This window comes from Methanocalculus taiwanensis, from assembly GCF_024372745.1.
Taxonomy (GTDB): domain Archaea; phylum Halobacteriota; class Methanomicrobia; order Methanomicrobiales; family Methanocorpusculaceae; genus Methanocalculus; species Methanocalculus taiwanensis.
Window position 1 is genome coordinate 156,688 of record NZ_VOTZ01000001.1, and the last position, 21,119, is coordinate 177,806.

The window sequence follows — 21,119 nt, forward strand, 5'->3', positions numbered from 1 at the left end:
GAAATTCTCACAACAGCTTCAGTCGATTGAGTGAACAACAAGCCCGGAGAGGAGCTTTGGCTCAAACCATGTTGATTTCGGGGGCATAATCCCGTCATTATCTGCAATATCGCAGATTTCATCCACGTCTGTCGGCTGCATCAGAATCGCAAACGCATAATCGCCACGATCAACTCCGGCAATCAGGTCTGTAATCGGGAGTGCCCCTCCCATGAAAGCGAGCCGCTCATCCCCTCTCGGATCGGTGATCCCAAGAAGTGGTGAGAAGACCCTCTCCTGGAGAAGGGAGACATCAAGCCGGGAGATCGCATCGGCAGCGGGATCAATCGTGCGGGTCAGCTCATAGAACCGTCCACCGATATAGAGGTGGAAGAGATGCTGACCCTTCCCCGGTACATCCGGGGTGATGGATGAGGCTTTTGTATTCACATCATTTAGTTCGCGGATGGTAAAGATCTCACCGAGTGCAGAAAGAAACTCATCCTGCGCCATCCCGTTCAGGTCACGGACCAGACGGGAATACCCATGAATCAGGACGGAATCGTGGGCAAAGAGGACGCCCATGAACCGGCTGGCTTCAAGGTTAGCATCCCCTCGTTCGCTCCTGCGTTCATAGACATTAACGGCGCTCTTAGCACGGTGGTGTCCATCAGCAATGTAGAGCGCGGGAACCTCTGCAAAGAGCCCGGTAATTTTTCGGATCGCATCCGGATCGGTGATTGGATAGATCCGGTGCACTGCACCAGATTTCGTCTTCATCTCTGCAACCATCTCCCCTGTTGCAAGCGAGGCGAGATGATCATGGATCCCCTGCATATCCTTGTACAGCAGGAAGACCTGGCCCGTATGTGCGCCAACAGCATCGATATGCCGTGTCCGATCCTCCTCCTTGTCGTACCGTGTCAGCTCATGCCGTTTTACGACCTTCGTCTGGTATTCGGAGACCCCGATACAGGCAACAAGTCCGGTGAAGACGCGTCCCTCATACTCAACCCGGTACACCGAATAGCTCTCACCCGCATCCTGAACGAAGAGACCTTCTGCCCGCATCTGATCGAAGACCGCGCGGGCACGGGCATAGATCGCATCATCATATGGATCGAGATCGGGGAGTTCTGCATCAGATCGGATTACCCTGAGAAAACTCTTTCTGTTTTCTGAGATACATGCCGCCGCTTCATCCCTGTCGACAACATCGTAGGGAACGGACGGAACGTAGGCTGATTCCTCCTTTGACGGATGGAGGGCTCTGAAAGGATAGATGGAAACCATGGAAAACTCCACGTAGTTGTAGGTGCTATAGTCTATTGAAAGATGGTGACGGCTGGTTTCAATCCGGGGCATGGGATCACCTTTATGATCAGGAAAGCAAACCCTGGCGATATCCCGGAGATCATTGCTCTTGAAGAGAAGGCATTCACCGACCCATGGGGAGAGGCAGGGATGCGCGATGCAATGAACCTTTATCTCTCCTCGTTTTTTGTGGCAACGGCTGCCGGCAGGATCGTCGGGTTCTCCGGCGGTGGCATCGAGGATACCGGGGATGTGATCTACGGTCACATCTGCACCCTCGCTGTTGCAGATGAGTACCGGCAGAGGGGTGTCGGGCGTGAGCTCATCAGCTGGATCGAATATGATCTCCGGCAGAAGGGTGCATCCGCAATCGAGCTTGAAGTGAGGATCTCAAACCACACCGCAATCACCTTCTACAAAAAACTCGGATACCAGGAGGTTTTCGTCTATGACAGCTATTACAAGGACGGCGAGGACGGACTCGTCATGATGAGATGGTTCTCCTCATAAACACTTTGAGGAGAGCCTTATTACCTCCCGATAAGAGATCCTACTCGCAATGTTTTCACGCCGGATCTTTGAGACTGACTTTGCCGAGGCGCTTGACGAGGAGCTGAAGAGGAGGGATATGACGATCCGCGAGCTCTCGCAGAAGACCGGCATTCCCGCCGCAACACTCTATAAGATCGCATCAGGCGAGCGCGATCCGAGGCTCTCGACGGTCAGGAGGATCGTTTCCACGCTTGAGCCGCATGAAGGAACATTCATCGCCGTCGTCGCCGCAAAGTTCCTCCTCGACGAGATCGAAGGAGCCAAGGTTTCAATCGGCGGATCACAGGTCATGCTGAAGGGGTATCCTGCTAACTCGATCGACGAATGCATGATGGCGGCGGTCGAAGCGAAGAAAGAGGGAGCATCAGGCATCATCTGCGCCCCGATAATAGCCTCAATCATCGAGAAGATCGTCGATATCCCGGTTGCAATCTTAAAACCGCATCCGGACACCGTCATCGATGCAGCAAATATTATCGCCCGGCGGATCGAGAGAATCGGTGGCGGTCAATTCCGGATCTAATCGATCTGATTGCTTCTCGCACATACGGATCAGGATTGTCCGGGTGTCTCTCGATCGCACCTGAGATCACCGATCCGGCGATCACAGCATCAGCACCGGCAGCCGCCGCCTCAAACGCGGTTTGTGCTGATCCGATACCAAATCCGACTGCAACCGGCAAAGTGGTGCTCTTCTTCACTTCTATTACCCTCTGCTTCAGATCATCCGGAAGATGCTCCCTCTTTCCGGTAACGCCCGGAGCTGAGACGATATAGAGGAAGCCCCGACCGATTTTGCCGATCATCTCTCTCCGGTCAGGCGGCGTTGTCGTGGCGATGATGAAGATCGGATCGATCATCTGCTGGGAGAGAAGCAGCTCTCCTTCCTCAGGCGGCATATCAACAACCAGTATCCCGTCTGCACCCGCTGAAGCGGCATTAGCGATGAACGCTGATACGCCGCGGACGATTAAAGGATTGGCATACGTCATCAGGCAGATCGGTATTTGGCTCTCCCTCCGGATTGCAGAGATTAGGGAGAAGACCCCCGAAATACCAATACCGCCCCGGATAGCCCGTTCATGAGCACGGGAGATCACGGGGCCGTCTGCGACCGGGTTTGTGTTTGGGACGATCAGCTCGATCATATCAGCACCGGATTCTATCATCGACCTGATTACCTGAAGCGAGGCATCCGGGGTCGGATCCCCGGCGACCGTGCAGGCGATCAGGAGTGGACTGCTCTTCTCTCTGAACACCTCTTTGATCCGGGTCATGCCCCGCCTCCAAGGATAGTGCCGAGATCCTTGTCCCCGCGCCCTGAGAGGGTGACCACAATCATGCTCCCGCGATCCATATCTTCTGCGAGCCGGAGTGCCGCTGCAACCGCATGGGCAGACTCAAGCGCCGGTATGATCCCCTCTTTCTTTGAGAGGAGCCGGAAAGCAGAGACCGCCTCTGCATCAGAGACGCACACATATTCCGCCCGCCCGATATCGCGGAGATTGGCATGTTCGGGACCAACACCTGGATAATCAAGCCCTGCTGAGATGCTGTGCGTCGGGGAGATCATTCCTTCTGCATCCTGGAGTACCTGCGTGAATGCCCCATGAAGCACCCCCGGTGTGCCACAGGAGAGGGAAGCCCCATGATCGCCGGGACTGAGACCCCGGCCACCGGCTTCTGCCCCGATCAGCCTGACCGGGGTATCAAGAAGCGGGACAAAGGTCCCGATTGCGTTCGATCCTCCTCCTACACAGGCAACAACCGCATCGGGGAGCCTCCCTTCCAGTGCAAGCGACTGATGATACAGCTCCCTGCCGATGACAGACTGGAAATCACGCACCAGTCCCGGAAACGGATCAGGGCCGACACAGGACCCAATCAGGTAATGGGAGTTCTCTGCGGTGGCAGCCCAGTTCCGGAGCGCGCAATCGACCGCATCGGAGAGTGTTGCTGAACCACTGGACACGGGGGTGACGGTGGCGCCAAGAAGCTCCATCCGCGCAACATTCAATGCCTGCCGCCCGATATCGACAGCACCCATGAAGACTTCGACCGAAAGTCCCAGGACAGCCCCTGCCATTGCGGTTGCCACCCCGTGCTGGCCGGCTCCTGTCTCTGCGATCAGCCGGACTTTTCCAGAGCGTTTTGCAAGGAGCGCCTGGCCAAGGGTGTTGTTTATCTTATGGGCGCCGCCATGGAGGAGATCTTCCCGTTTCAGGCAGATTCTAACCCCGGTCTCCCTCCCAAGGTTCCTGCATCGATAGAGCGGCGTCTCTCTTCCGGCATAGCTGGTGAGGAGCGTTTCAAGCTCAGACTGTGCCCCGGAATCCTCCCTGAATGATGCATACGATTCTGCTAGCTCCTGGAGGGGTGCAATCAGTATCTCGGGGGCATATCTTCCCCCGTACTCTCCAAACCTCATCGTGAAGACCCCCGGCAGGCAGCGACAAACGCCTGCATCCGGTGCATATCCTTCACACCGGGAGAGGATTCGACACCGCTTGAGACATCGACCCCTGCAGGGTGGAGCGACTGGATTACGCCGACAACAGATGAAGGCGTAAGCCCTCCGGATATAACAACAGGCACCGTTGCTTCTGCAATCGCCGCTTGTGCAACCGCAGTATCCAGTAACAGACCCCTGCCATGCGAAGCATCGAGGAGGAGGCGATCGGCATCACCGGGTGGCGGGCTGATCCCATCCCAGCCTGATACAGAGATGAACCGGTCAGGCACATGCATGGGATGATAGGTCTGGATCGCATCCGGACGGAGGCTACATATCTCCCGGAGGTATGCAGGTGACCGGGTGGTAGTGACGCAGACCGTCTCCACCCTCCCCTCGATTGACTTGAGGATTGTTTCAGCCCTTCGGGGTGTAACAGAGCGTGGTGAATCGGTATAAAGGAGGATGCCGATTGCATCAGCTCCGGCAGATACTGCAAGCTCCGCATCGGCTGGGCGGGTGATCCCACAGACCTTCACGTACATGCAAACGCCTCCGTTGCTTCCCTCGGATCCGCTGCCGATGCAATCGAGGTTCCGATGAGTACCCCACAACAGCTCTTCATCGCCTGCTGCACTTCAACCGGATTTGAGATCCCGCTCATCGCAACGGGTATCCGGCCTGCGGCCCTTATTACCGGAGCGATCCTGGCAGAACAGGCAAGATCTATCTCAAGTGTCCTGAGATCGCGGTTATTAATCCCAATCAGATCGGCCCTCGTGGCAAGGGCACGTACCGCCTCTTCAGATGACACCACCTCAACAAGCGGCTCAAGCCCGCATGCGATCGCGAAGTCGACAAATACAGGGAGATCATCCCCAAGGACTGAAGCGATCAACAGGACAGCATCCGCACCAAGCGCCCGACTCTCCCGTATCTGATGCGTATGCACCAGGATATCCTTTCTGAGGATAGGGAGGGTCACATGCCGCCGCACCTCTCGTATGAAAGAGGGATCACCGGCAAAGACCGTCGGCTCGGTTAGGACCGAGATTGCGACTGCACCGCCCGCAGCCATTGCAGCAGCAAGCCGTCCCGGCGGCAGGGTTGCACCAGTCGGCCCCCCCGGAGAGGCATACTTCACCTCCCCAATAATCGCCGGTGACCGGGAAAGGAGGGCTTTCTTCAGGCTCCGGAGAGGAAACAGCGCGGATGGAAAAGTATCAGGCAGTGCGGCTGCACGCCGATGAGATGAGGCGATGAGTGCATCAAGAACCATTCAGATACCCCCGGTAATCTCCGCAAGAAGGCTCAGAGCATCGGCTGCCCGGCCCGAATCGATCGCATCTGCTGCCATTCTGAGGGCCGCCGGGAAGGACGATGCCCCTCCCCCGGGAAGGATTGCCCCTGCCGCATTCAGGAGGACGATATCCCGGGCTGGCCCCTCTCTCCCGGCGAGCACCTGCCTGACACAGAGAGCGCTCTCCTCAGGACTCCTGACACGGAGGAGATCGCATGAAGCTTCCGGGAGCCCGAGATCGGCTGCATTCAGCGTATACCCGGTGATCTCCCCTGAACAAAGCTCACAGATCCGGTTCTCGCCGGAGAGGGAGAGCTCATCCATCCGGTCACCCGCGACGATGAGTGCACGCTGAACTCCGAGTGATCTGAGCGCCTCTGCCATCGGCCTGAGGAGAGCGGGATCAGCGACACCTATGATCCGGTTGATTGGGCCTGCCGGGTTGCAGAGCGGACCGATGATATTGAAGATCGTCCTGAATCCAAGCTCGGATCTGACACCTGCCAGTTTCTTCAGGGCAGGATGGTACTTCGGGGCCGGGAGGAAGGCAATGTTTGCTTCTTCAAAGGATCGGATCACCTGGTCCCCGGAAGCATCTACACAGACACCAAGTGCAGAGAGAACATCCGCAGACCCCGACCTGCTCGTCTGTGCCCGGTTCCCATGCTTCAGGACAGGTATTCCTGCACCTGCCGCGACAAATGCGGCGGCCGTGCTGATATTAAACGTCATCGCGTGATCGCCGCCTGTCCCGCAGGTATCAATCGCACGATCCGATCCTGGTATCTGAATGGTTTTTGCATGAGAGATTAGGATCGAGGCACAGGTGGCGAGATCCGCTCCTGTCAGGGTGCGGTTTCTCAGGGCATAGAGGTACGCTCCTGCCTGGGCAGGTGTTGCAGACCCCGATATGAGATCCTCAAATGCCAGGGCAAAGCCTCCCTGCGGCAGTGGTGCGTTCTCCGCCATCGCAACGCAGACCTCCTGGATCATGCGAACCCTCCATCAAGGAATGTGGCGATCAGGCGATCCCCCATACTGGTGAGGAAACTCTCAGGATGGAACTGCACCCCTTCGATCGGAAATCGGCGGTGCCTGACACCCATCGGAAGGTGATCATCCAGGGAATATGCGGTGATCAGCAGATCGTCCGGGAGGGTGCGTTCGTCAAGAACAAGCGAATGGTACCGGACAGCCGGAAACGGATTCTGAAGGCCGGTATAGATCCCGCAGCCGTCATGGGAGATCTCCGAGACCTCCCCATGCACAGGGCGGGGAGCATGGATGATCTGCCCGCCGGCAAAAGAGCAGATCGCCTGGTGCCCGAGGCAGACGCCGAGTGTCGGCACTCTCCTCGAAAGGGTGTCAAGCACCTCCATCGGGAGCGCCAGATCCCCCGGTTTTCCAGGTCCCGGTGAGAGGATGATTTTGTCAGGCTCCTCTTTTTGTACAGCCATAAGCGGGCGGTCTGCTGGTATCACCACCGGATCACCCCCGAGGCTCCCCACGAGCTGAAGAAGATTATAGCTGAAACTGTCAAAACAGTCCACGATCACCACTCTCATGCCGATTCCTTCCCGGCTGCCGAGATTGCACGGAGGCAGGCTTCCGCCTTGATTGCAGTCTCATCGAACTCCCGATCCGGGTCGGATCCTGCAACGATCCCGGCACCTGCCTGCACAGTTGCAAGACCGTTCCTCACAACAACGGTTCTGATGGCGATCGCAAATGAGAGTGAGGATCTCCCTGCATACCCGACCGCACCTGCATAGATCCCGCGAGGCTCCCGCTCCAGTTCATCAACCAGCTCCATCGCACGCTTCTTCGGGGCGCCGGTGACAGTGCCTGCGGGAAAACAGGAGCGGAGCGCATCATAGCCGTCATATCCGGGAGCTGTCTCTGCTGTCACTATTGATACAATATGCTGGACCTTTCGGTACTTCGCCACCTCAGCATACCGGGAGACCGCCACTGTGCCATATGCCGCCACCCTGCCGATATCGTTCCTCGCCAGATCGACGAGCATCAGGTGTTCGGACCGCTCTTTTTTGTCGGCAAGCAGATCTGCTGCGAGCGCGTCATCCTCAACCGAATCTCCGCCCCGCGGCCGTGTACCAGCGATAGGAACAGTGGTGAGGGCACTCCCGCTCGCCGCAACAAGCATCTCCGGGCTCTCCCCCACCACCTGTTCATCACCAAAATCAAGGAAATATCCATAGCATGAGGGGTTCCTGGATCGCAGAGCAGAATAGATCCGGAGGGGATCTCCTTTGAAGGGGAGATGTATCTTTCTGGAGAGGACCGCCTGGTAACAGTCGCCATCAACGATATGGGACTTGAGCTGCTTAACGCCATCAGTAAAGCGGGAACGCTCCATTGTTGTCCTCTGATCTTTCGGAAGATCACCGGTCTGCGGTGCAGAATAGGAGAGATCACGTGAGAGGAGGAGTTCGGCCATCCCCTGTATCCGGCTTTTTGCCTCGTCATTCGGAATACGCGGGAAGAGGGTGATTCCGTTGGGATCGACACGAAGTGCAAAACCGGCAGAGAGAAACCTTCCTCCCCCCTCATAACCGCAATATCCCGCCGGGGAGAATGGGGGATCTGCTGCCATTGCCCTCAGGGCATCAAAAGGATCGCCCGCAAGTGCTTTCACCCGTGATCCAATTCCGATCATCGCCGGAAGGCCGGGGAATTCAAGAATATAACCGGGGCCATCGGCAATCGCGTGGTAGACCGCAACCGGATCTGCTTCCCTTATCGGGAGAAACAATCCGGTTGCGGCTGCTGCCAGTCCGATGGCATCACCGTCTGGTGTACTGTTGCTTGCATATTCTATGGTGTGTTTTGTACATATTTATACATTGTTGAATAAATGTGTTCAGAGGGGGGATACACATACTTAATAATCACCTGGTAGTATCTCACTACCATGTCAGAGAGAAATGTCTTTGATGCAATTCTGGAGCACCTCAGAACGATGGTCTCTTCAGATATACTTGTCTCAAATCCAATCATATCGGGCGACCGGTCGATCTTCACCATCTCGTCAGTCGGATTTGGATTTGGAGGTGGAGAAGGAAAGAGCGATGACGGGCTTGGAGCCGGTGGAGGCGCCGGTGCTGGTGTCACCCCGGTTGCGGTGATGGTGATTCACCAGAATATTCCGGGACCTGAGGGGATCCAGATCTTCACACTCGGAAAGAAAGGGGAGGTTGCACAAGCGATCTCAACAGCCGCTGAGTCTCTCCCCTCGGTGATCGAGGCGATCCGGGGATCCAAGAAAGAGTGAATGGAACTCTACCCCGTACTCCTCGTATTTGCATGCGTTGGTGGGCTGGCCACCCTTGTGCTGGTATCGTTTTGTGTCACGGTACTTGGATCGATCAGTTCCAGGGAATGGTCTGCCGGAGCAGGACTCGGTCCAATCGCGATCCTCCTCCTCCCGGGAAACACCCTTGAGCTTTGGCTTTTTGAAAAACCGGTCTTTTCATTTCGTATTCCGGAAGATACAGGAGAGGCAGGCAAAAAAGAGGAAGAAAAAGACGGTGAGATCCTGAAGAAGGCAGAGAAAGAGAGCGGGTTTCCTTTCTCCGCACTGTTGAAGCTGCCGATCTCAATCGACTCGGTTTCGATCTCCGGCAGGATCGGGACAGGAGATGCCGGTGAAACAGGGAAGCTCTACGGCTGGATCGCTGCTCTCAGGGGAGCACTCCGGACAACCCGGCTTGACCTGAATATCATCCCTGATTTTGCAGAGGCCGGATGGTCAGCGAATATCAGGGCACGAATCAGGATACGATCGCTCTTTCATCTTGTAATTGCCCTTCTTCCATTTATCAAGAGATAACGTCCTGCGACCCATATACATTATATATTTTGATCGCATCCTTTCATTGTGTGTGATGCACTATGACAGATGATGAAAAGAAGATAGAAGAACCGGAGGTGACCCAGGACCCCCTGAATGCTCCGGTTGAGAAGCCAGCTGCCGCTCCACCACCGCAGGCCACCCATGAGAAGGAGACGATCCATGAGATTCGGTACATGGAAAAGCCTGAGGAGAAGAAAAAGAAGAGCAGTAAGCTGAAGATCATCGGAGTGCTCGTCCTGATCCTCCTCATCGGCGTGATCGCGATCTTTGCGACGCTGAATGTGACGATGTATGCGCCGGTGCAGGGGCAGTCGTACCCCTATACTACCACCTACAATGTATGGTTCCCGCTTGGAAAGACCGTGACAGTCGGCGGGATCGATATGGTCGCCCTCTCCACCCAGGATGAGATGATGATCGCAGTTGACGGGCAGACCCAGAAACTGGTTGTCGGAGAAGATAAGCTGATATCCGAGCGGCGGGCGGTTGTGAAGACGCTTGGTATCACCGTCATCGATACGAACTTCCAGATATACCTCACCTACCGCGGCCTCTCTGACCCGCAGACTGCAAACTTCTTCCTTGCAGTAAGGACATCAAAACAGGTGCCGCAGTTTATCGTGAATCTCCTTATTCCTAAAGAGATCTCGGCGGTCCCCGCCTAACCACTCAACTAATTTTTCTCCGATCCGTAGCCGGTCTGCTTCATTCCTGAGTTTCTGATCACCCTTATCTGATCGCTCAAGTGGATTGAAGAGGATGTTGCAGTCAACATCCCAGAGAATGAGCGAATCCGGCGGGGCGGCCGGGATCCGGGGACCTGCTTCGGTGAGGAGGGTGCCGATACGATCCGGCGAAATCACCCCGGCACCAGCTGCAAGGAGGAGCGTCGCCATACCCCGAACCATATTCCAGAGAAAGCTCTCGCCGCTCACTTCAAAGACAATCAGGCCATCTTCTGAGAAGATCCGGGCAGAGAGGATATGGCGGACCGGGTTTCTCCCCTCCTCCACCCGTGCAATCCTTCGGAAATCATGGAAGCCGATGAACCAGGATACCGCCTCCTCCATCAGATGCAGATCAAGACCCTCGCCCGGGAAGAGATACCGGTATGTCCTGCTGGCCGCACTGTACCGGGGATTGAAATTCAGAGGAACCTCTGCCCAGCCAGAACACCAGCAGTCATAGGGGAGCATCCGGTTTAAGGAAGATACTACACGTTCAGGATAGGATGTTGTCAACGCAACCACCTGGCGTCGTGCCGAAACACCTGCATCGGTTCTCCCGGCAGAGACAAATCCCGCAGAGCGGAAATCTTCAAAGAGGCCAAGCCTCATACAGGCGTCAATCAGTACACCTTCGACGGTCCTTGCATCAGGCTGCTGCTGTGAACCCGAGAATCCCTGCCCGAAATAGCTGATACAAAGGGCGATTCTTACCGGCGAAGGTTTGGTATCCTCCGTTGCAACCGCCTCCATGTGCTTCTGAGCGACTGGCGGGTATAGGTGCGGAGCGGGGTCATCCGGCAGGATGCAATCGTCTTTCCGGAACGGATGGCTTCAAGCACCGATTCGACAGTCGGTTCGGCATCGATCAGGGTGGAACCATATCCGACATACCGCCAGTGGTGGGCATCGCTCCCGCCGATACAGGGCTTCCCCAACCTCCTGGCAAGACGGGCCGCTTTCCGGTTCGCGGTCCCGACAATATACCTGGAATTGAATGCCTCCACTGCATCGACGAGTTCAAGGGCATCCTTCAGCTTCAGCCCGACACCATGCCGCCACATATGAAACGGATGGGGCAGGATCGTCACCCCGCCCATCTTCTCTGCAATGGCAATCGTCTTCCTGACAGGAAGGCCCGCCGGTATCGGATCGGTCACCCCAAGGACAAGGAGGTGCCCCTCTTTCGTCGAGACCTCGATTCCGGGGATGATTAATACCTTCGTCTTTTGGCCAAGCGCATATCTCGCTCCTGTGACGGTATCATGATCGGTGATCGCAATCGCATCCAGTCCAATCTCCTCAGCTCTTCTGATGATATCCTCGACCCGGCTCTCACCGTCACGAGAATAGCTGGTATGAATATGCAGGTCACACCGGAGCGTCATTGATAATCAATATTCTCCTGCCAAGATAAAGAAACCCATCTATTTGGATGATGCATACGAGGCTATACCTTTCTCCTGCGCGGATAGATCCCTTTTTGGATCCGCATGATGATATTGCCCGGCATACAGCATCCAGGGGTAGCAGGAAGGATCATCGGTATCGGGAGGGTCAACCGAGATCCAGGTACAAAGGCGATAAAGGAGGCTTTTTGGATCGCAAGGATTTTAAACCCCTTTGAGGTGGACTATCCAATAAAGGTGCTTTATGCAGCTCTAAATTGTTTCCTGGAAGTTAGCAGGGAACATTTGCAAGAGACAATAGGATATGCAGGGTTCTGTTTTCGGAGAGATTATCTGTCCTGAGATCAATACAGTTAAAGACAAAATTTATAATTCCATGATACTATGAACCCCACAGACCAGCCATCTCACAGAGGAGTCTCCATCTTAACCGGCGATCCAAAGAAGGCGATAATTGCACTCTCAATCCCGGTGATCATCGCGATGCTCCTCCAGTCCATCTATAACCTTGTCGATGCTATCTGGGTTGCCGGTCTTGGAGGAGATGCGCTTGCTGCTGTCGGGTTCGTGACACCGCTCTTTCTTATCCTGGTCGGGCTGGGGAACGGGCTTGGAGCGGGTGTAAGCTCCGCCATATCCCGAAGGATCGGATCAGGTGACCGGAAGGGGGCCGACCAGGCGGCGATGCAGGGGATCGGCCTTATCCTTATCATCTCAGCTGCGATCACTCCGATTCTGGTCTTCTTCGCCGAACCGATGGCACTGCTCCTCGGCGCCGGAGATGCAACCCCGCTCACCGCCGAATATGCGAGGATCGTCTTTACTGGAACACCGCTCCTGCTCTTCGCCTCCATCTCATATGCGATCTTCAATGCTGAGGGATCAACAAAGAAGACAATGTACGCAATGGGTGCATCGGCTTTAATCAACTGTATCCTTGACCCGATCCTGATCTACCCGATGGGGCTTGGGGTTGCGGGTGCTGCCTGGGCAACCCTCATATCCATCGTGATCGTATCGGCCCTGATCCTCTACTGGCTCTTTGTTGAGCGCTCAACGTATGTCACCCTGAATGTATCAGAGATCCGGCCCAGGCGTGAGATATCATCGGATATCATCAAAGTCGGCATCCCCGGGAGCCTCCAGTTCGTTATGATGTCGGGTGTGGCGATCTTAATCAACGCCATTCTCGTCACAACCACCGGGACAGATGCGGTGGCAATCTATACGGCGGGATGGCGGGTTGTGCTCTTTGCAATCATCCCGCTAATCGGGATCAGCATCGCCATGATCTCAATTGCCGGTGCCTCATATGGCGCCCGTGACTATTCGAAACTCCGTTCTGTCCATGGGATCGCCCTGCGGTACGGGGTTCTGATCTCGCTCACCCTGACCGCCGCCACCTGGCTGCTGGCGCCGTACCTTGCGGTCATCTTCACCTACTCAGCAGAGAGCGCCCATATGGCACCCGGGATAACAGCATTTCTCAGGACGATCTGCTGGTTCTTCCCGTTTGTGCCGGCAGGCATGTTCTCTTCAGCCATCTTCCAGGGTACAGGCAGGGGCCTCTCCGCACTTATCCTGGAATTCTTCCGAAACATCGTCTTTATCACGCTCTTCATCTTATTGCTCGGCATATCGCTCTCCTATGGAGAGATAGGAGTCTGGTGGGGTGTTGTTGCCGGAAATACCTGTGGAGGTCTCTTTGCCCTCTTCTGGGCACACCGGTACATAAGCGGACTGATTCGATACCAATGAAGGGGTTGTTCAGGGGGAAGCATATAGAGGAACCTCTATTGCCAAAAAAGAGAGATCTCCTTGTATGGATACCATACTTGAAGAGATCCGATCCACCCTGAAGGAGAGAGCAGATCCGGCGCTCGCAGAAAGCGGGAAGCGGTTCTTTAAGGAGGAAGTTACTACCTACGGTATGAAGACTGCCGAGGTGGCAAAGATTGCCAGATCCTATCTTCCCGCTCTGAAGAGGATGGAGAAAGAAGAGGTCTTCTCCCTATGCGAAGAGCTGTTCGCCTCGGGCTACCTGGAGGAATCATTCATCGCTTCTGAATGGCTACCCCGGTTCAGCGACCGGTTCGAAGCAGATGATCTGAATATCTTCGAGGGCTGGATTCTGCGGTATGTCACAAACTGGGCAACCTGCGACACCTTCTGCAATCACACCATCGGCGATCTCCTGGTGAATTATCCGGAATCTATAGTAAAGCTCTATTCATGGGCAGAATCTGAGAACCGATGGCTCAGGCGTGCTGCTGCAGTCTCGTTGATCGTCCCTGCAAAGAAAGGAGAGTTCCTCGAAGAAGCATTCAGAATCGCAGATATCCTCTTTGAGGATACCGAGGATCTGGTGCAGAAAGGATACGGGTGGCTTTTGAAGGAGGAGAGCAGGAAACACCGGGACGAGGTCTTCGCCTATGTCCAGAGGAAGAAGAGGATGATGCCCCGGACGGCTCTTCGGTACGCAATCGAGCTGATGCCGCAGGAGATGCGGAGAGAGGCGATGAAGAAGGACTGGAGATAAGGAGAGGGCATTTAAATAAAAAGGCTCAAAAAATGAGCCCTAACGTAAAAATACCATATCCCTCCGGCAGCTTTGGAAAGGCTGGAACCCGGAGATAACAAATAAATGCCTATTGTTCAGATGAATCTCTCAGAATCAAAACTACCCATCTTCCCTCTCATCTTCTTCTTTATGGGAAAAAGATCTGCATCGAGAAGATCATCACCTCTTCCCCGCATCGGATTTTTCTTCGGCGCCTTCTCATTTCGTTTCTGTTTTCGATTGTACCTCTCAGGATCCTTTGCGGCCAGGTACTCTGGTGCATCGGGAAAGCCACCGAAATACTCTTCCTGATACAGGATATCCCGTGAAAAACGCGTGTTCCGTCGCGACATCTCTCTCACTTGGCAATATCAGCGTTATACCATAGAAATCATAAATATTTCCCTCCTTCCCGCATTGGAAGAGGGATATCAATCGCCTTTTTATCGATGATGAAAATATATCTTCTCTATGCGACAATTGAATGCACTGCTACTCCCGGTGATCATCCTTGCCGTATGCATCTGCGGATGCATTGGAGGATCAGATGAAGATACCGGCAATCAGCGTGAGATGAACCGGATACTGGACGAATCGATCACCTCGATCAACGAAGAGCTTGTGAGTATCTCCCTGGCAACCGGTGAGAATGCAGATCAGCTCGCCGCACTCGGGCTCGATCATCCGGAAGCGCTGAACTTCCTGAAGCAAACGCTCCAAAATTTTGCGTATGCCCACTCCTCGGTTGTGATCTCACCTGATGGAATTGTCATCGCCGCCGTTCCTGAGCAGTATGCCGATCTTGCCGGCCTGGATTGGGCATACCAGCCGGAGGTTGAACGGGCAAACACCGAACAGGCCAGCATCGTCTCCGAAGTCTTCTGGCTTGTCGAGGGGTTCTATGGGATCTCGCAGAGTAGCCCAATCTTTACTGCCGATGGAGAGTATCTCGGCTATACCGACATCACCTACCAGCCCGATCAGATGATCTCGCGGCAGATAGACCCGATCCTTACCAAAACACCCTATGATATCTGGGTTGCTGAGACAGGCGGACGGGTCATTTATGATACAACCGCAGAAGAGATCGGGAGGAACCTTTTCACTGATCCCGCATACCAGGAACCCGGACTTCAGGAGGCATTCCAGAAAATCGTCTCCCAGCCTGGCGGAGAGACCACCTACACATTCTGGGATTTGAACTGGCAGCACCAGGTGACAAAAACAGCCATCTGGGGAACTGCCGGAGTTCATGGAGCCGAATGGCGGGTTGTGATCACACAGAGCGAGGGCGATGAGAGGATCGGTGAAAGCGGAGATCGGATCACGCCCCGGACCGAAGAAGAGATCGATGCCATGAAGCGCTTTGTTGAAGAAGCTGCTGCATATGCCCGTGAACACGGACAGGAGGCGGCGCTTGCAGAGTTCAATAACCAGAGTGGATCCTTTGTCAGGGGGGAGCTCTACATCTTCTCCTATGCAGATGACGGCACCTGCCTTGCCCTTCCCTTCCAGCCGGGGCTCGTTGGGGAGAGCCGTCTTGCCAATGCTGATCCAAACGGGGTCCTCTATATTGCCGAGATGGCGAGAAAAGCCGGAAACGGGGGAGGAGCAGTGTATTATATCTATCCAAACCCGGAACATGACTTCCAAAACGAGCTGAAACTCTCCTACGTGCTCCCTGTCGATGATACCTGGTTTGTCGGATCAGGGATCTATCTTTCCGCTGTCAGGGGAGAATTCCAGGAGGCCGATCGCGATGAACTGGTGCTTCGTGTCCACCATGCAAGGGACTATGCCGCAGAGCATGGGAAAGAGAACGCTCTTGCGGCATTCAATGACCAGAAAGGCGAGTTCGGGCTCGGCGACTCCTATATCTTCGCATATGGGTTTGATGGCACCACCCTTGCCCTCCCCTACCAGCCTGAATTGATCGGTTCAAAGCGGCTTGATTTTAAGGACACATACGGGGTCAATGCAATCGAATGGGAGATTGAAACCGCAAAGGAGGGCGGCGGGTTTGTCTATGTCACCTATACAAGCCCTGCAACCGGCATTGAGAGCTTAAAACTCTGTTATGTTGTCCCAGCCGGTCCTGACTGGCTCGTCGGATCCGGGATCTACGCAGGTGCATGAGAGGAGGGGGCTAAAACCCCACCTCTATCAACCCTTCTGACACACCGGTGATCGACTCGCCGCCGCCGGGCCTGACCAGGAAGGTGTTCTCCACACCAACCATCCCGATACCGGATATCCCGATCTTCGGTTCAAGAGCGATTGCCATCCCGACAACGAGCGGCTCATCAAACCCGTCTGCTATCACCGGATATTCATCAACCTCAAGGCCGACACCATGGCCGAGGAACGGAACCTGCCGCCCTGCATATCCCATGAAATCCCTTCGGTATTCACCAGGAATATCCGCAATCACCCTCCTGTAGAGATCTGAGGGGAGTACACCGGGGCGGAGGAGAGCAGCCATCTCCTGCTGGATTGCGAGGCATGTCCGGTGTGCCGCAACCGCCCTCTCCGGGAGGGGGGCGCCGAACTGGTAAACAACTGTTTTATCGGTATGGTAGCCTCCATACCCGCACCCGACATCGAGGAAGACAAGATCGCCTTTCCTCAGCTTCCGATCACGCGATCCAAGGAGCGGTACTGCGGCCGACAGACCCGCTGCCCCGCCGGGTCCGTTGAACGAGGTAGGGGCAATTGAATGTGCTCCAAATGCAATCTGGCCAAGCACGATCTCATTGCCAAACATCGAGAACCTGACGATCCCGTGATGCCCCTCATTTATAAGCGCCGTGTGGAGCTCGCACCCCAGATCTGCCTCACTCATCCCTTCGCGGAGGAGTTCTGGAACGATATCGTCGAGGACATGCCTGTGGATCTCACCCGACTTTCTCATGAGATCGATCTCATACCTGCTCTTCTCTGCCCTGACATACGCAATCTGCCGATCGAGAGAAACAAAGCTCTTGACGGGAATGTGCTTTCTGAATCGTTCAATATGGGCGAGGGGTACCAGTTCGGCCTCGATATGGCAGATTTTTGGGATCGTCCCCATCTCTTTTGCCACATCCCGGAAACTCTGCATAGGACGGATAGCCGGGAAGAGGGATTCATCACGTGCCCTCTCAAAGCTTCTTCTCACCCAGTATATCGGATCGCCATCGCGGGGTATGAGGAGGACGCCGTCCTGCATGGTGCCGCAGAAGTAGTACTGGTTGATCCTTCCAAAGATTGCAGCCATCTCCCAATCCGGAAAATCTCTCTCCATCCGCCGACGGAAACGGGTTAGGCGGTCTCTCTCTTCTGATACCGGAACCTTCGCCTGCATGGAGGTACTGTTTGTGGGGCGACTACTTCAGTCTCACGCCGGATGTGATTTGGATCTCCCGCTGAATCCTCTTTTATGGCGGTAAAGGTGGAAAAAGAGAGGTATTTGTAGAAGATGGTGAAATCAGATCATCCTGAGGCATTCGTGGGTGCTGAATATCGAAACCCCGATCGCCGCCATATCCCGGAGATTTGCCTCATGAATCTCCGGTGTTGCCGCCGCGACGGCATCTGAAACGATGACCGTATCGTACCCATACGCCATCGCATCAAAAACTGTAGTCCTGATGCAGTTTGGTGTCTGTATCCCGACGACAACGAGCCTTCCGACATCAAGGGATCTGAGGAGGAGATCCAGATCGGTGCCGAGGAAACCACTCATCCGCGTCTTTGAGAGGATATGCTCGCCGGGAACCGGGGCAATTTCATCGATCACCTCTGCTCCTTTTGTCCCGGCAACTGCAAACGGGGTTTTCGCAAAGATCTCTCTCCTGAAAAACTCGACATCGGATCCTTCGGGCCGGTGAATTCGGAGGATATGGATCACCGGAAGCTTTTTATTCCGGAAATGGTTCAGGATGGACCGGATGGGAGAAATAATCGCATCCGCCCCTGCAACACGAAGAATGGCGGGATCCCCCACGAAATCGTTCTGCATATCGATGATGATAAGCGCAGTCTTCTTCATGATGCCTGATCTTGTGAAGGATTTTAGATTAGGCTTTTGGATCAACTCCGGCATCTTGATGTGGTGGAGGGTTAGAGAGAATACCAGTGATGGATCTGTGATGACGGGGGAGGCTGTAAACGAGGAGAACCAGGATATCATAGACGAGATCAAAGAGACATTCCATGGAACACAGGTGATCGATTTTGCCTATGAGTATGACTGCACCACCACACGGGGTGTCCGCCTCTGGTTTTCAAGCCTACGTATGAGAACTATCCATGCACTCCCGATCTCCTTTGATTGCGGCGGTTTCTGCATCGAGGATGGGAGTGACCTCGGGGAGGGTGGGATTGCCCTGTTGATTCGGGGGAGCAGGTACAGCCCGGATTCTGAGGCAGCAATCGACCAGATTGACACGGTGATCAGAAAGGACATGATAACATTATTTAATGGGGCAACAATCGTCGATATCGACGGACTCACGTACGGCGATATCCCGTGCCTCGAGCAGGATGGGATCGCATTCTATCCATTAAAAGCAGATGTGATTCATTGCAGGACGCCTGAAGGAATTCCATTCCTCTTCAGATCAGAAGGGTTCTGCAAGACAAATCCGGTACACAGGATAAAAGCCTGGATCTCCTTTGACGCCCTGCTAATGGTAGATAGCGGCGGCGGCTGCGAGCTCGTCTCCGATGAATTCTTCAACGAATGCGTGCATAGAGCATAATTGCCCCTCGTCCTGATAGATCCCAAAATCCAATATGTGGTACTTTAATATTTTCAGAACCAGTATGGATGAATATGATCAGGGTTGCGATCAACGGGTATGGTACAATCGGCAAGCGTGTTGCCGATGCAGTAACCTGCCAGCCGGATATGACAATCGTCGGGGTATCGAAGACAAAGCCGTCAGCCGAGGCATACATTGCAAAGGCACGGAATTTTCCCCTGTATATAGCGGATCTCTCGAAGAAGGAGGAATTTGATAAAGCAGGTATTCCGGTCGCCGGATCAGTCGGGGATATGCTCGCCGCCTGCGATATCGTCGTCGATGCGACACCCGGCGGCATCGGGGCAAAGAACCGCGCACTCTATGAGAAGGCGGGAGTAAAGGCGATATGGCAGGGTGGTGAGGATCACGACGTGGCAGGCTTCTCATTCTCCTCTTCATGTAACTATTCAGACGCAATCGGGAGAGACTATGCCCGCGTCGTCTCCTGCAATACAACGGGACTCTGCCGGATCATCAAACTCGTGGACAGCGAGTACGGCGTCAGAAAGGTGCGGGCAACGATGATACGCCGCGGCGGCGATCCCGGCGATATCAAGCGTGGCCCAATCGACGCGATCGTCTTAAATCCCGTCACGATCCCCTCTCACCATGGCCCCGATGTCCAGTCTGTACTTCCTGAGATCAAAATCACTACCACTGCCCTCATCGTCCCCACCACGATGATGCATATGCATGTTGTACAGATGGATCTGAAACAGCCGGGGACAAGGGAGCGGATCATCGAACTCATCAGCAAAAATCCACGGATAGGTCTTGTCAGGAAAGCAACCGGGATCACTTCGACGGCTGAACTAAAGGAGTATGTGATGGATCTTGGGCGGCCGAGATCGGATCTCTGGGAGAACGGAGTCTTTGAGGGATCGATCTCAGTGGACGAAGACGATCTCTGCCTCTTCCAGGCGATCCACCAGGAGGCGGATGTTGTTGTTGAGACGATCGACTGTATCCGGGCGATGATGGGAACGATTACTATTCCGGAAGAGTCTATCGCACTGACAAACCACTCTCTGGGATTCTCGCCTATCCGGTGAGTCAGAAGGGTGCCAGGGAAATAGCCACCCATCGTCCTTTTTACTTCGAACATGAGCAGGAAAGGATTGCATGATTGCATATGAGACGTGAGCGGAGGTTCTGGTTGCGCTCCTTTCTTCCCACCATCTTAAACACCTCTGAAAGACAATAGTATGCTATGGATCCATATGATCTCGTGGCACGGAATACCGTTGAAATCGTCACGGAAGAGGAGCTTCGGAGTACCCTGGGTCAGCCGGTAAAACGGGTCTATGCCGGATACGAGCCATCAGGGGAGATCCATCTCGGCCACCTCGTTACCATCAATAAGCTGATTGATATGAAAGAGGCGGGGTTCCATGTGATCGTCCTCTTAGCAGATCTCCATGCCTTCCTCAACCGGAAAGGCACACTGGAAGAGGTCAGGGAGCTCGCCGAATATAACCGGGCATGCATTGAGGCGGTCGGCCTGAAGGGTGCTGAGTTTGTGATCGGAACCGATCTCCAGCTGAACCCCGAGTACGAGCTCAATGTGCTCGAGCTCTCACAGCAGGTGACACTGAACCGGGCAAAGCGGAGCATGGATGAGGTGGGACGGACCATGGAGAGCCCGACAGTGTCGCAGATGGTATACCCGATCATGCAGATGGTCGATATCGCCGCACTGAATGTCGATGCAGCGGTCGGTGGGATCGATCAACGCAAGATCCATATGCTCGCCCGCGAACACCTGGGTGCCATCGGAATTAAACCACCTGTCTGTGTCCATACCCCTATCGTGCAGGGGCTTGACGGCAAGAAGATGTCCTCATCAGCAGGGAACGTCGTCTCTGTTGCAGATTCCGAAGATGAGATCAGAAAGAAGATCAAAAAGGCCTTCTGCCCCCCTGAGACAGCGGAAAACCCGATCATCGAGATCTTTTGCCATCATATCTTCCCACGGCTCGGAAAAGTGGAGATCAGGCGGCCCGAAAAATATGGCGGTAACCGTGAGTTTGATTCATTTGCCTCACTCGAAGCTGCCTATGCGGCAGGAGAGGTTCACGCGATGGATCTGAAGAATGCCTGTGCGGAAGGGCTCGTCGAAGTGCTCGCTCCCGCATACGAGTTCATCATGAGCTGCAAGCGGGGATAG

At 54.7% G+C, this 21,119-nt stretch carries 25 protein-coding genes; 12 read left to right on the plus strand and 13 right to left on the minus strand.

Annotated elements, in window-relative coordinates; genetic code table 11:
* Positions 1–18: 18 nt before the first annotated feature.
* A complete protein-coding gene (locus FTO68_RS00630) occupies positions 19–1,344 on the minus strand; it encodes a DUF1015 domain-containing protein (RefSeq protein WP_255331415.1) in 1,326 nt (441 codons plus the stop codon).
* A gap of 12 nt (positions 1,345–1,356) precedes the next feature.
* Here FTO68_RS00630 and rimI point away from each other — a divergent pair, with 12 nt between their 5' ends.
* Together rimI and FTO68_RS00640 are read left to right on the plus strand one after the other, a co-directional pair.
* Entirely contained in the window at positions 1,357–1,803 is a 447-nt protein-coding gene (gene rimI / locus FTO68_RS00635) for a ribosomal protein S18-alanine N-acetyltransferase (RefSeq protein ID WP_255331416.1), read from the plus strand.
* A gap of 49 nt (positions 1,804–1,852) precedes the next feature.
* A complete protein-coding gene (locus FTO68_RS00640) occupies positions 1,853–2,368 on the plus strand; it encodes a helix-turn-helix domain-containing protein (RefSeq protein ID WP_255331417.1) in 516 nt (171 codons plus the stop codon).
* Here the strand turns inward: FTO68_RS00640 and trpA are convergent.
* The 7 genes from trpA to FTO68_RS00675 are packed head-to-tail and all read right to left on the minus strand — an operon-like array spanning position 2,319 to position 8,370.
* Positions 2,319–3,122 (minus strand): tryptophan synthase subunit alpha, encoded by an 804-nt coding sequence (gene trpA / locus FTO68_RS00645; protein ID WP_255331418.1) that lies wholly within the window; start codon positions 3,120–3,122, stop codon positions 2,319–2,321. The genes FTO68_RS00640 and trpA overlap by 50 nt on opposite strands.
* Complete coding sequence (gene trpB / locus FTO68_RS00650; protein ID WP_255331419.1) at positions 3,119–4,273, minus strand: tryptophan synthase subunit beta; 1,155 nt, start codon at positions 4,271–4,273, stop codon at positions 3,119–3,121. Before trpB ends, trpA begins: the two co-directional genes overlap by 4 nt.
* Positions 4,270–4,842, minus strand: a complete 573-nt coding sequence (locus FTO68_RS00655) for a phosphoribosylanthranilate isomerase (RefSeq protein ID WP_255331420.1) — start codon at positions 4,840–4,842, stop codon at positions 4,270–4,272. Before FTO68_RS00655 ends, trpB begins: the two co-directional genes overlap by 4 nt.
* Complete coding sequence (locus FTO68_RS00660) at positions 4,833–5,576, minus strand: indole-3-glycerol-phosphate synthase (protein WP_255331421.1); 744 nt, start codon at positions 5,574–5,576, stop codon at positions 4,833–4,835. The genes FTO68_RS00655 and FTO68_RS00660 overlap by 10 nt, the downstream gene beginning before the upstream one ends.
* A complete protein-coding gene (gene trpD / locus FTO68_RS00665; RefSeq protein WP_255331422.1) occupies positions 5,577–6,590 on the minus strand; it encodes an anthranilate phosphoribosyltransferase in 1,014 nt (337 codons plus the stop codon).
* The gene (locus FTO68_RS00670; protein WP_255331423.1) at positions 6,587–7,162 is read right to left on the minus strand and encodes an anthranilate synthase component II; all 576 of its coding nucleotides are present in this window, start codon (positions 7,160–7,162) and stop codon (positions 6,587–6,589) included. The genes trpD and FTO68_RS00670 overlap by 4 nt, the downstream gene beginning before the upstream one ends.
* Positions 7,159–8,370, minus strand: coding sequence for an anthranilate synthase component I family protein (locus FTO68_RS00675; RefSeq protein WP_255331424.1), 1,212 nt, complete (start codon positions 8,368–8,370; stop codon positions 7,159–7,161). The genes FTO68_RS00670 and FTO68_RS00675 overlap by 4 nt, the downstream gene beginning before the upstream one ends.
* 159 nt (positions 8,371–8,529) lie before the next feature.
* On the opposite strand from FTO68_RS00675, the gene FTO68_RS00680 reads away from it, so the two are divergent.
* From FTO68_RS00680 to FTO68_RS00690, 3 genes are all read left to right on the plus strand, one after another.
* Entirely contained in the window at positions 8,530–8,889 is a 360-nt protein-coding gene (locus FTO68_RS00680) for a spore germination protein GerW family protein (protein ID WP_255331425.1), read from the plus strand.
* The gene (locus FTO68_RS00685; RefSeq protein WP_255331426.1) at positions 8,890–9,447 is read left to right on the plus strand and encodes a DUF2953 domain-containing protein; all 558 of its coding nucleotides are present in this window, start codon (positions 8,890–8,892) and stop codon (positions 9,445–9,447) included.
* Between the two features lie 62 nt (positions 9,448–9,509).
* A complete protein-coding gene (locus tag FTO68_RS00690) occupies positions 9,510–10,136 on the plus strand; it encodes a hypothetical protein (protein ID WP_255331427.1) in 627 nt (208 codons plus the stop codon).
* On the opposite strand, the gene truA is transcribed toward FTO68_RS00690, so the two are convergent.
* Both truA and FTO68_RS00700 read right to left on the minus strand, forming a co-directional pair.
* Complete coding sequence (gene truA, locus FTO68_RS00695) at positions 10,068–10,949, minus strand: tRNA pseudouridine(38-40) synthase TruA (protein ID WP_255331428.1); 882 nt, start codon at positions 10,947–10,949, stop codon at positions 10,068–10,070. The two genes, FTO68_RS00690 and truA, sit on opposite strands and share 69 nt — an antisense overlap.
* Positions 10,907–11,584 carry a CehA/McbA family metallohydrolase gene (locus tag FTO68_RS00700; protein ID WP_255331429.1) on the minus strand — a complete coding sequence of 226 codons (678 nt, stop codon included), beginning with the start codon at positions 11,582–11,584 and terminating at the stop codon, positions 10,907–10,909. The genes truA and FTO68_RS00700 overlap by 43 nt, the downstream gene beginning before the upstream one ends.
* Positions 11,585–11,698: 114 nt before the next feature.
* On the opposite strand from FTO68_RS00700, the gene FTO68_RS00705 reads away from it, so the two are divergent.
* From FTO68_RS00705 to FTO68_RS00715, 3 genes are all read left to right on the plus strand, one after another.
* Complete coding sequence (locus tag FTO68_RS00705; protein WP_255331430.1) at positions 11,699–11,947, plus strand: hypothetical protein; 249 nt, start codon at positions 11,699–11,701, stop codon at positions 11,945–11,947.
* 42 nt (positions 11,948–11,989) lie between these two features.
* Positions 11,990–13,363 carry an MATE family efflux transporter gene (locus FTO68_RS00710; RefSeq protein ID WP_255331431.1) on the plus strand — a complete coding sequence of 458 codons (1,374 nt, stop codon included), beginning with the start codon at positions 11,990–11,992 and terminating at the stop codon, positions 13,361–13,363.
* A gap of 64 nt (positions 13,364–13,427) precedes the next feature.
* Positions 13,428–14,144 (plus strand): DNA alkylation repair protein, encoded by a 717-nt coding sequence (locus FTO68_RS00715; RefSeq protein ID WP_255331432.1) that lies wholly within the window; start codon positions 13,428–13,430, stop codon positions 14,142–14,144.
* Between the two features lie 116 nt (positions 14,145–14,260).
* Here the strand turns inward: FTO68_RS00715 and FTO68_RS00720 are convergent, their stop codons facing one another.
* A complete protein-coding gene (locus FTO68_RS00720) occupies positions 14,261–14,518 on the minus strand; it encodes a hypothetical protein (protein WP_255331433.1) in 258 nt (85 codons plus the stop codon).
* 118 nt (positions 14,519–14,636) lie between these two features.
* On the opposite strand from FTO68_RS00720, the gene FTO68_RS00725 reads away from it, so the two are divergent.
* Positions 14,637–16,301: a cache domain-containing protein gene (locus FTO68_RS00725; RefSeq protein WP_255331434.1), complete on the plus strand. Its 1,665-nt coding sequence runs from the start codon at positions 14,637–14,639 to the stop codon at positions 16,299–16,301.
* A gap of 10 nt (positions 16,302–16,311) precedes the next feature.
* Here the strand turns inward: FTO68_RS00725 and FTO68_RS00730 are convergent, their stop codons facing one another.
* Both FTO68_RS00730 and FTO68_RS00735 read right to left on the minus strand, forming a co-directional pair.
* A complete protein-coding gene (locus FTO68_RS00730) occupies positions 16,312–17,508 on the minus strand; it encodes a M24 family metallopeptidase (RefSeq protein ID WP_255331435.1) in 1,197 nt (398 codons plus the stop codon).
* A 123-nt stretch (positions 17,509–17,631) separates the two neighbouring features.
* Entirely contained in the window at positions 17,632–18,195 is a 564-nt protein-coding gene (locus tag FTO68_RS00735) for a cysteine hydrolase family protein (protein ID WP_255331436.1), read from the minus strand.
* A 100-nt stretch (positions 18,196–18,295) separates the two neighbouring features.
* On the opposite strand from FTO68_RS00735, the gene FTO68_RS00740 reads away from it, so the two are divergent.
* From FTO68_RS00740 to FTO68_RS00750, 3 genes are all read left to right on the plus strand, one after another.
* Positions 18,296–18,907, plus strand: a complete 612-nt coding sequence (locus FTO68_RS00740; RefSeq protein WP_255331437.1) for a hypothetical protein — start codon at positions 18,296–18,298, stop codon at positions 18,905–18,907.
* 74 nt (positions 18,908–18,981) lie between these two features.
* Positions 18,982–20,004, plus strand: a complete 1,023-nt coding sequence (locus tag FTO68_RS00745) for a type II glyceraldehyde-3-phosphate dehydrogenase (RefSeq protein ID WP_255331438.1) — start codon at positions 18,982–18,984, stop codon at positions 20,002–20,004.
* A gap of 158 nt (positions 20,005–20,162) precedes the next feature.
* The gene (locus FTO68_RS00750; protein WP_255331439.1) at positions 20,163–21,119 is read left to right on the plus strand and encodes a tyrosine--tRNA ligase; all 957 of its coding nucleotides are present in this window, start codon (positions 20,163–20,165) and stop codon (positions 21,117–21,119) included.

Coding starts and splice junctions, on each gene's coding strand:
- FTO68_RS00630 (WP_255331415.1), bottom strand. CDS start 1,344: ATGCCCCGGATTGAAACCAGCCGTCACCATCTTTCAATAGACTATAGC.
- rimI (WP_255331416.1), top strand. CDS start 1,357: ATGATCAGGAAAGCAAACCCTGGCGATATCCCGGAGATCATTGCTCTT.
- FTO68_RS00640 (WP_255331417.1), top strand. CDS start 1,853: ATGTTTTCACGCCGGATCTTTGAGACTGACTTTGCCGAGGCGCTTGAC.
- trpA (WP_255331418.1), bottom strand. CDS start 3,122: ATGACCCGGATCAAAGAGGTGTTCAGAGAGAAGAGCAGTCCACTCCTG.
- trpB (WP_255331419.1), bottom strand. CDS start 4,273: ATGAGGTTTGGAGAGTACGGGGGAAGATATGCCCCCGAGATACTGATT.
- FTO68_RS00655 (WP_255331420.1), bottom strand. CDS start 4,842: ATGTACGTGAAGGTCTGTGGGATCACCCGCCCAGCCGATGCGGAGCTT.
- FTO68_RS00660 (WP_255331421.1), bottom strand. CDS start 5,576: ATGGTTCTTGATGCACTCATCGCCTCATCTCATCGGCGTGCAGCCGCA.
- trpD (WP_255331422.1), bottom strand. CDS start 6,590: ATGATCCAGGAGGTCTGCGTTGCGATGGCGGAGAACGCACCACTGCCG.
- FTO68_RS00670 (WP_255331423.1), bottom strand. CDS start 7,162: ATGAGAGTGGTGATCGTGGACTGTTTTGACAGTTTCAGCTATAATCTT.
- FTO68_RS00680 (WP_255331425.1), top strand. CDS start 8,530: ATGTCAGAGAGAAATGTCTTTGATGCAATTCTGGAGCACCTCAGAACG.
- FTO68_RS00685 (WP_255331426.1), top strand. CDS start 8,890: ATGGAACTCTACCCCGTACTCCTCGTATTTGCATGCGTTGGTGGGCTG.
- FTO68_RS00690 (WP_255331427.1), top strand. CDS start 9,510: ATGACAGATGATGAAAAGAAGATAGAAGAACCGGAGGTGACCCAGGAC.
- truA (WP_255331428.1), bottom strand. CDS start 10,949: ATGGAGGCGGTTGCAACGGAGGATACCAAACCTTCGCCGGTAAGAATC.
- FTO68_RS00700 (WP_255331429.1), bottom strand. CDS start 11,584: ATGACGCTCCGGTGTGACCTGCATATTCATACCAGCTATTCTCGTGAC.
- FTO68_RS00710 (WP_255331431.1), top strand. CDS start 11,990: ATGAACCCCACAGACCAGCCATCTCACAGAGGAGTCTCCATCTTAACC.
- FTO68_RS00715 (WP_255331432.1), top strand. CDS start 13,428: ATGGATACCATACTTGAAGAGATCCGATCCACCCTGAAGGAGAGAGCA.
- FTO68_RS00720 (WP_255331433.1), bottom strand. CDS start 14,518: ATGTCGCGACGGAACACGCGTTTTTCACGGGATATCCTGTATCAGGAA.
- FTO68_RS00725 (WP_255331434.1), top strand. CDS start 14,637: ATGCGACAATTGAATGCACTGCTACTCCCGGTGATCATCCTTGCCGTA.
- FTO68_RS00730 (WP_255331435.1), bottom strand. CDS start 17,508: ATGCAGGCGAAGGTTCCGGTATCAGAAGAGAGAGACCGCCTAACCCGT.
- FTO68_RS00735 (WP_255331436.1), bottom strand. CDS start 18,195: ATGAAGAAGACTGCGCTTATCATCATCGATATGCAGAACGATTTCGTG.
- FTO68_RS00740 (WP_255331437.1), top strand. CDS start 18,296: ATGACGGGGGAGGCTGTAAACGAGGAGAACCAGGATATCATAGACGAG.
- FTO68_RS00745 (WP_255331438.1), top strand. CDS start 18,982: ATGATCAGGGTTGCGATCAACGGGTATGGTACAATCGGCAAGCGTGTT.
- FTO68_RS00750 (WP_255331439.1), top strand. CDS start 20,163: ATGGATCCATATGATCTCGTGGCACGGAATACCGTTGAAATCGTCACG.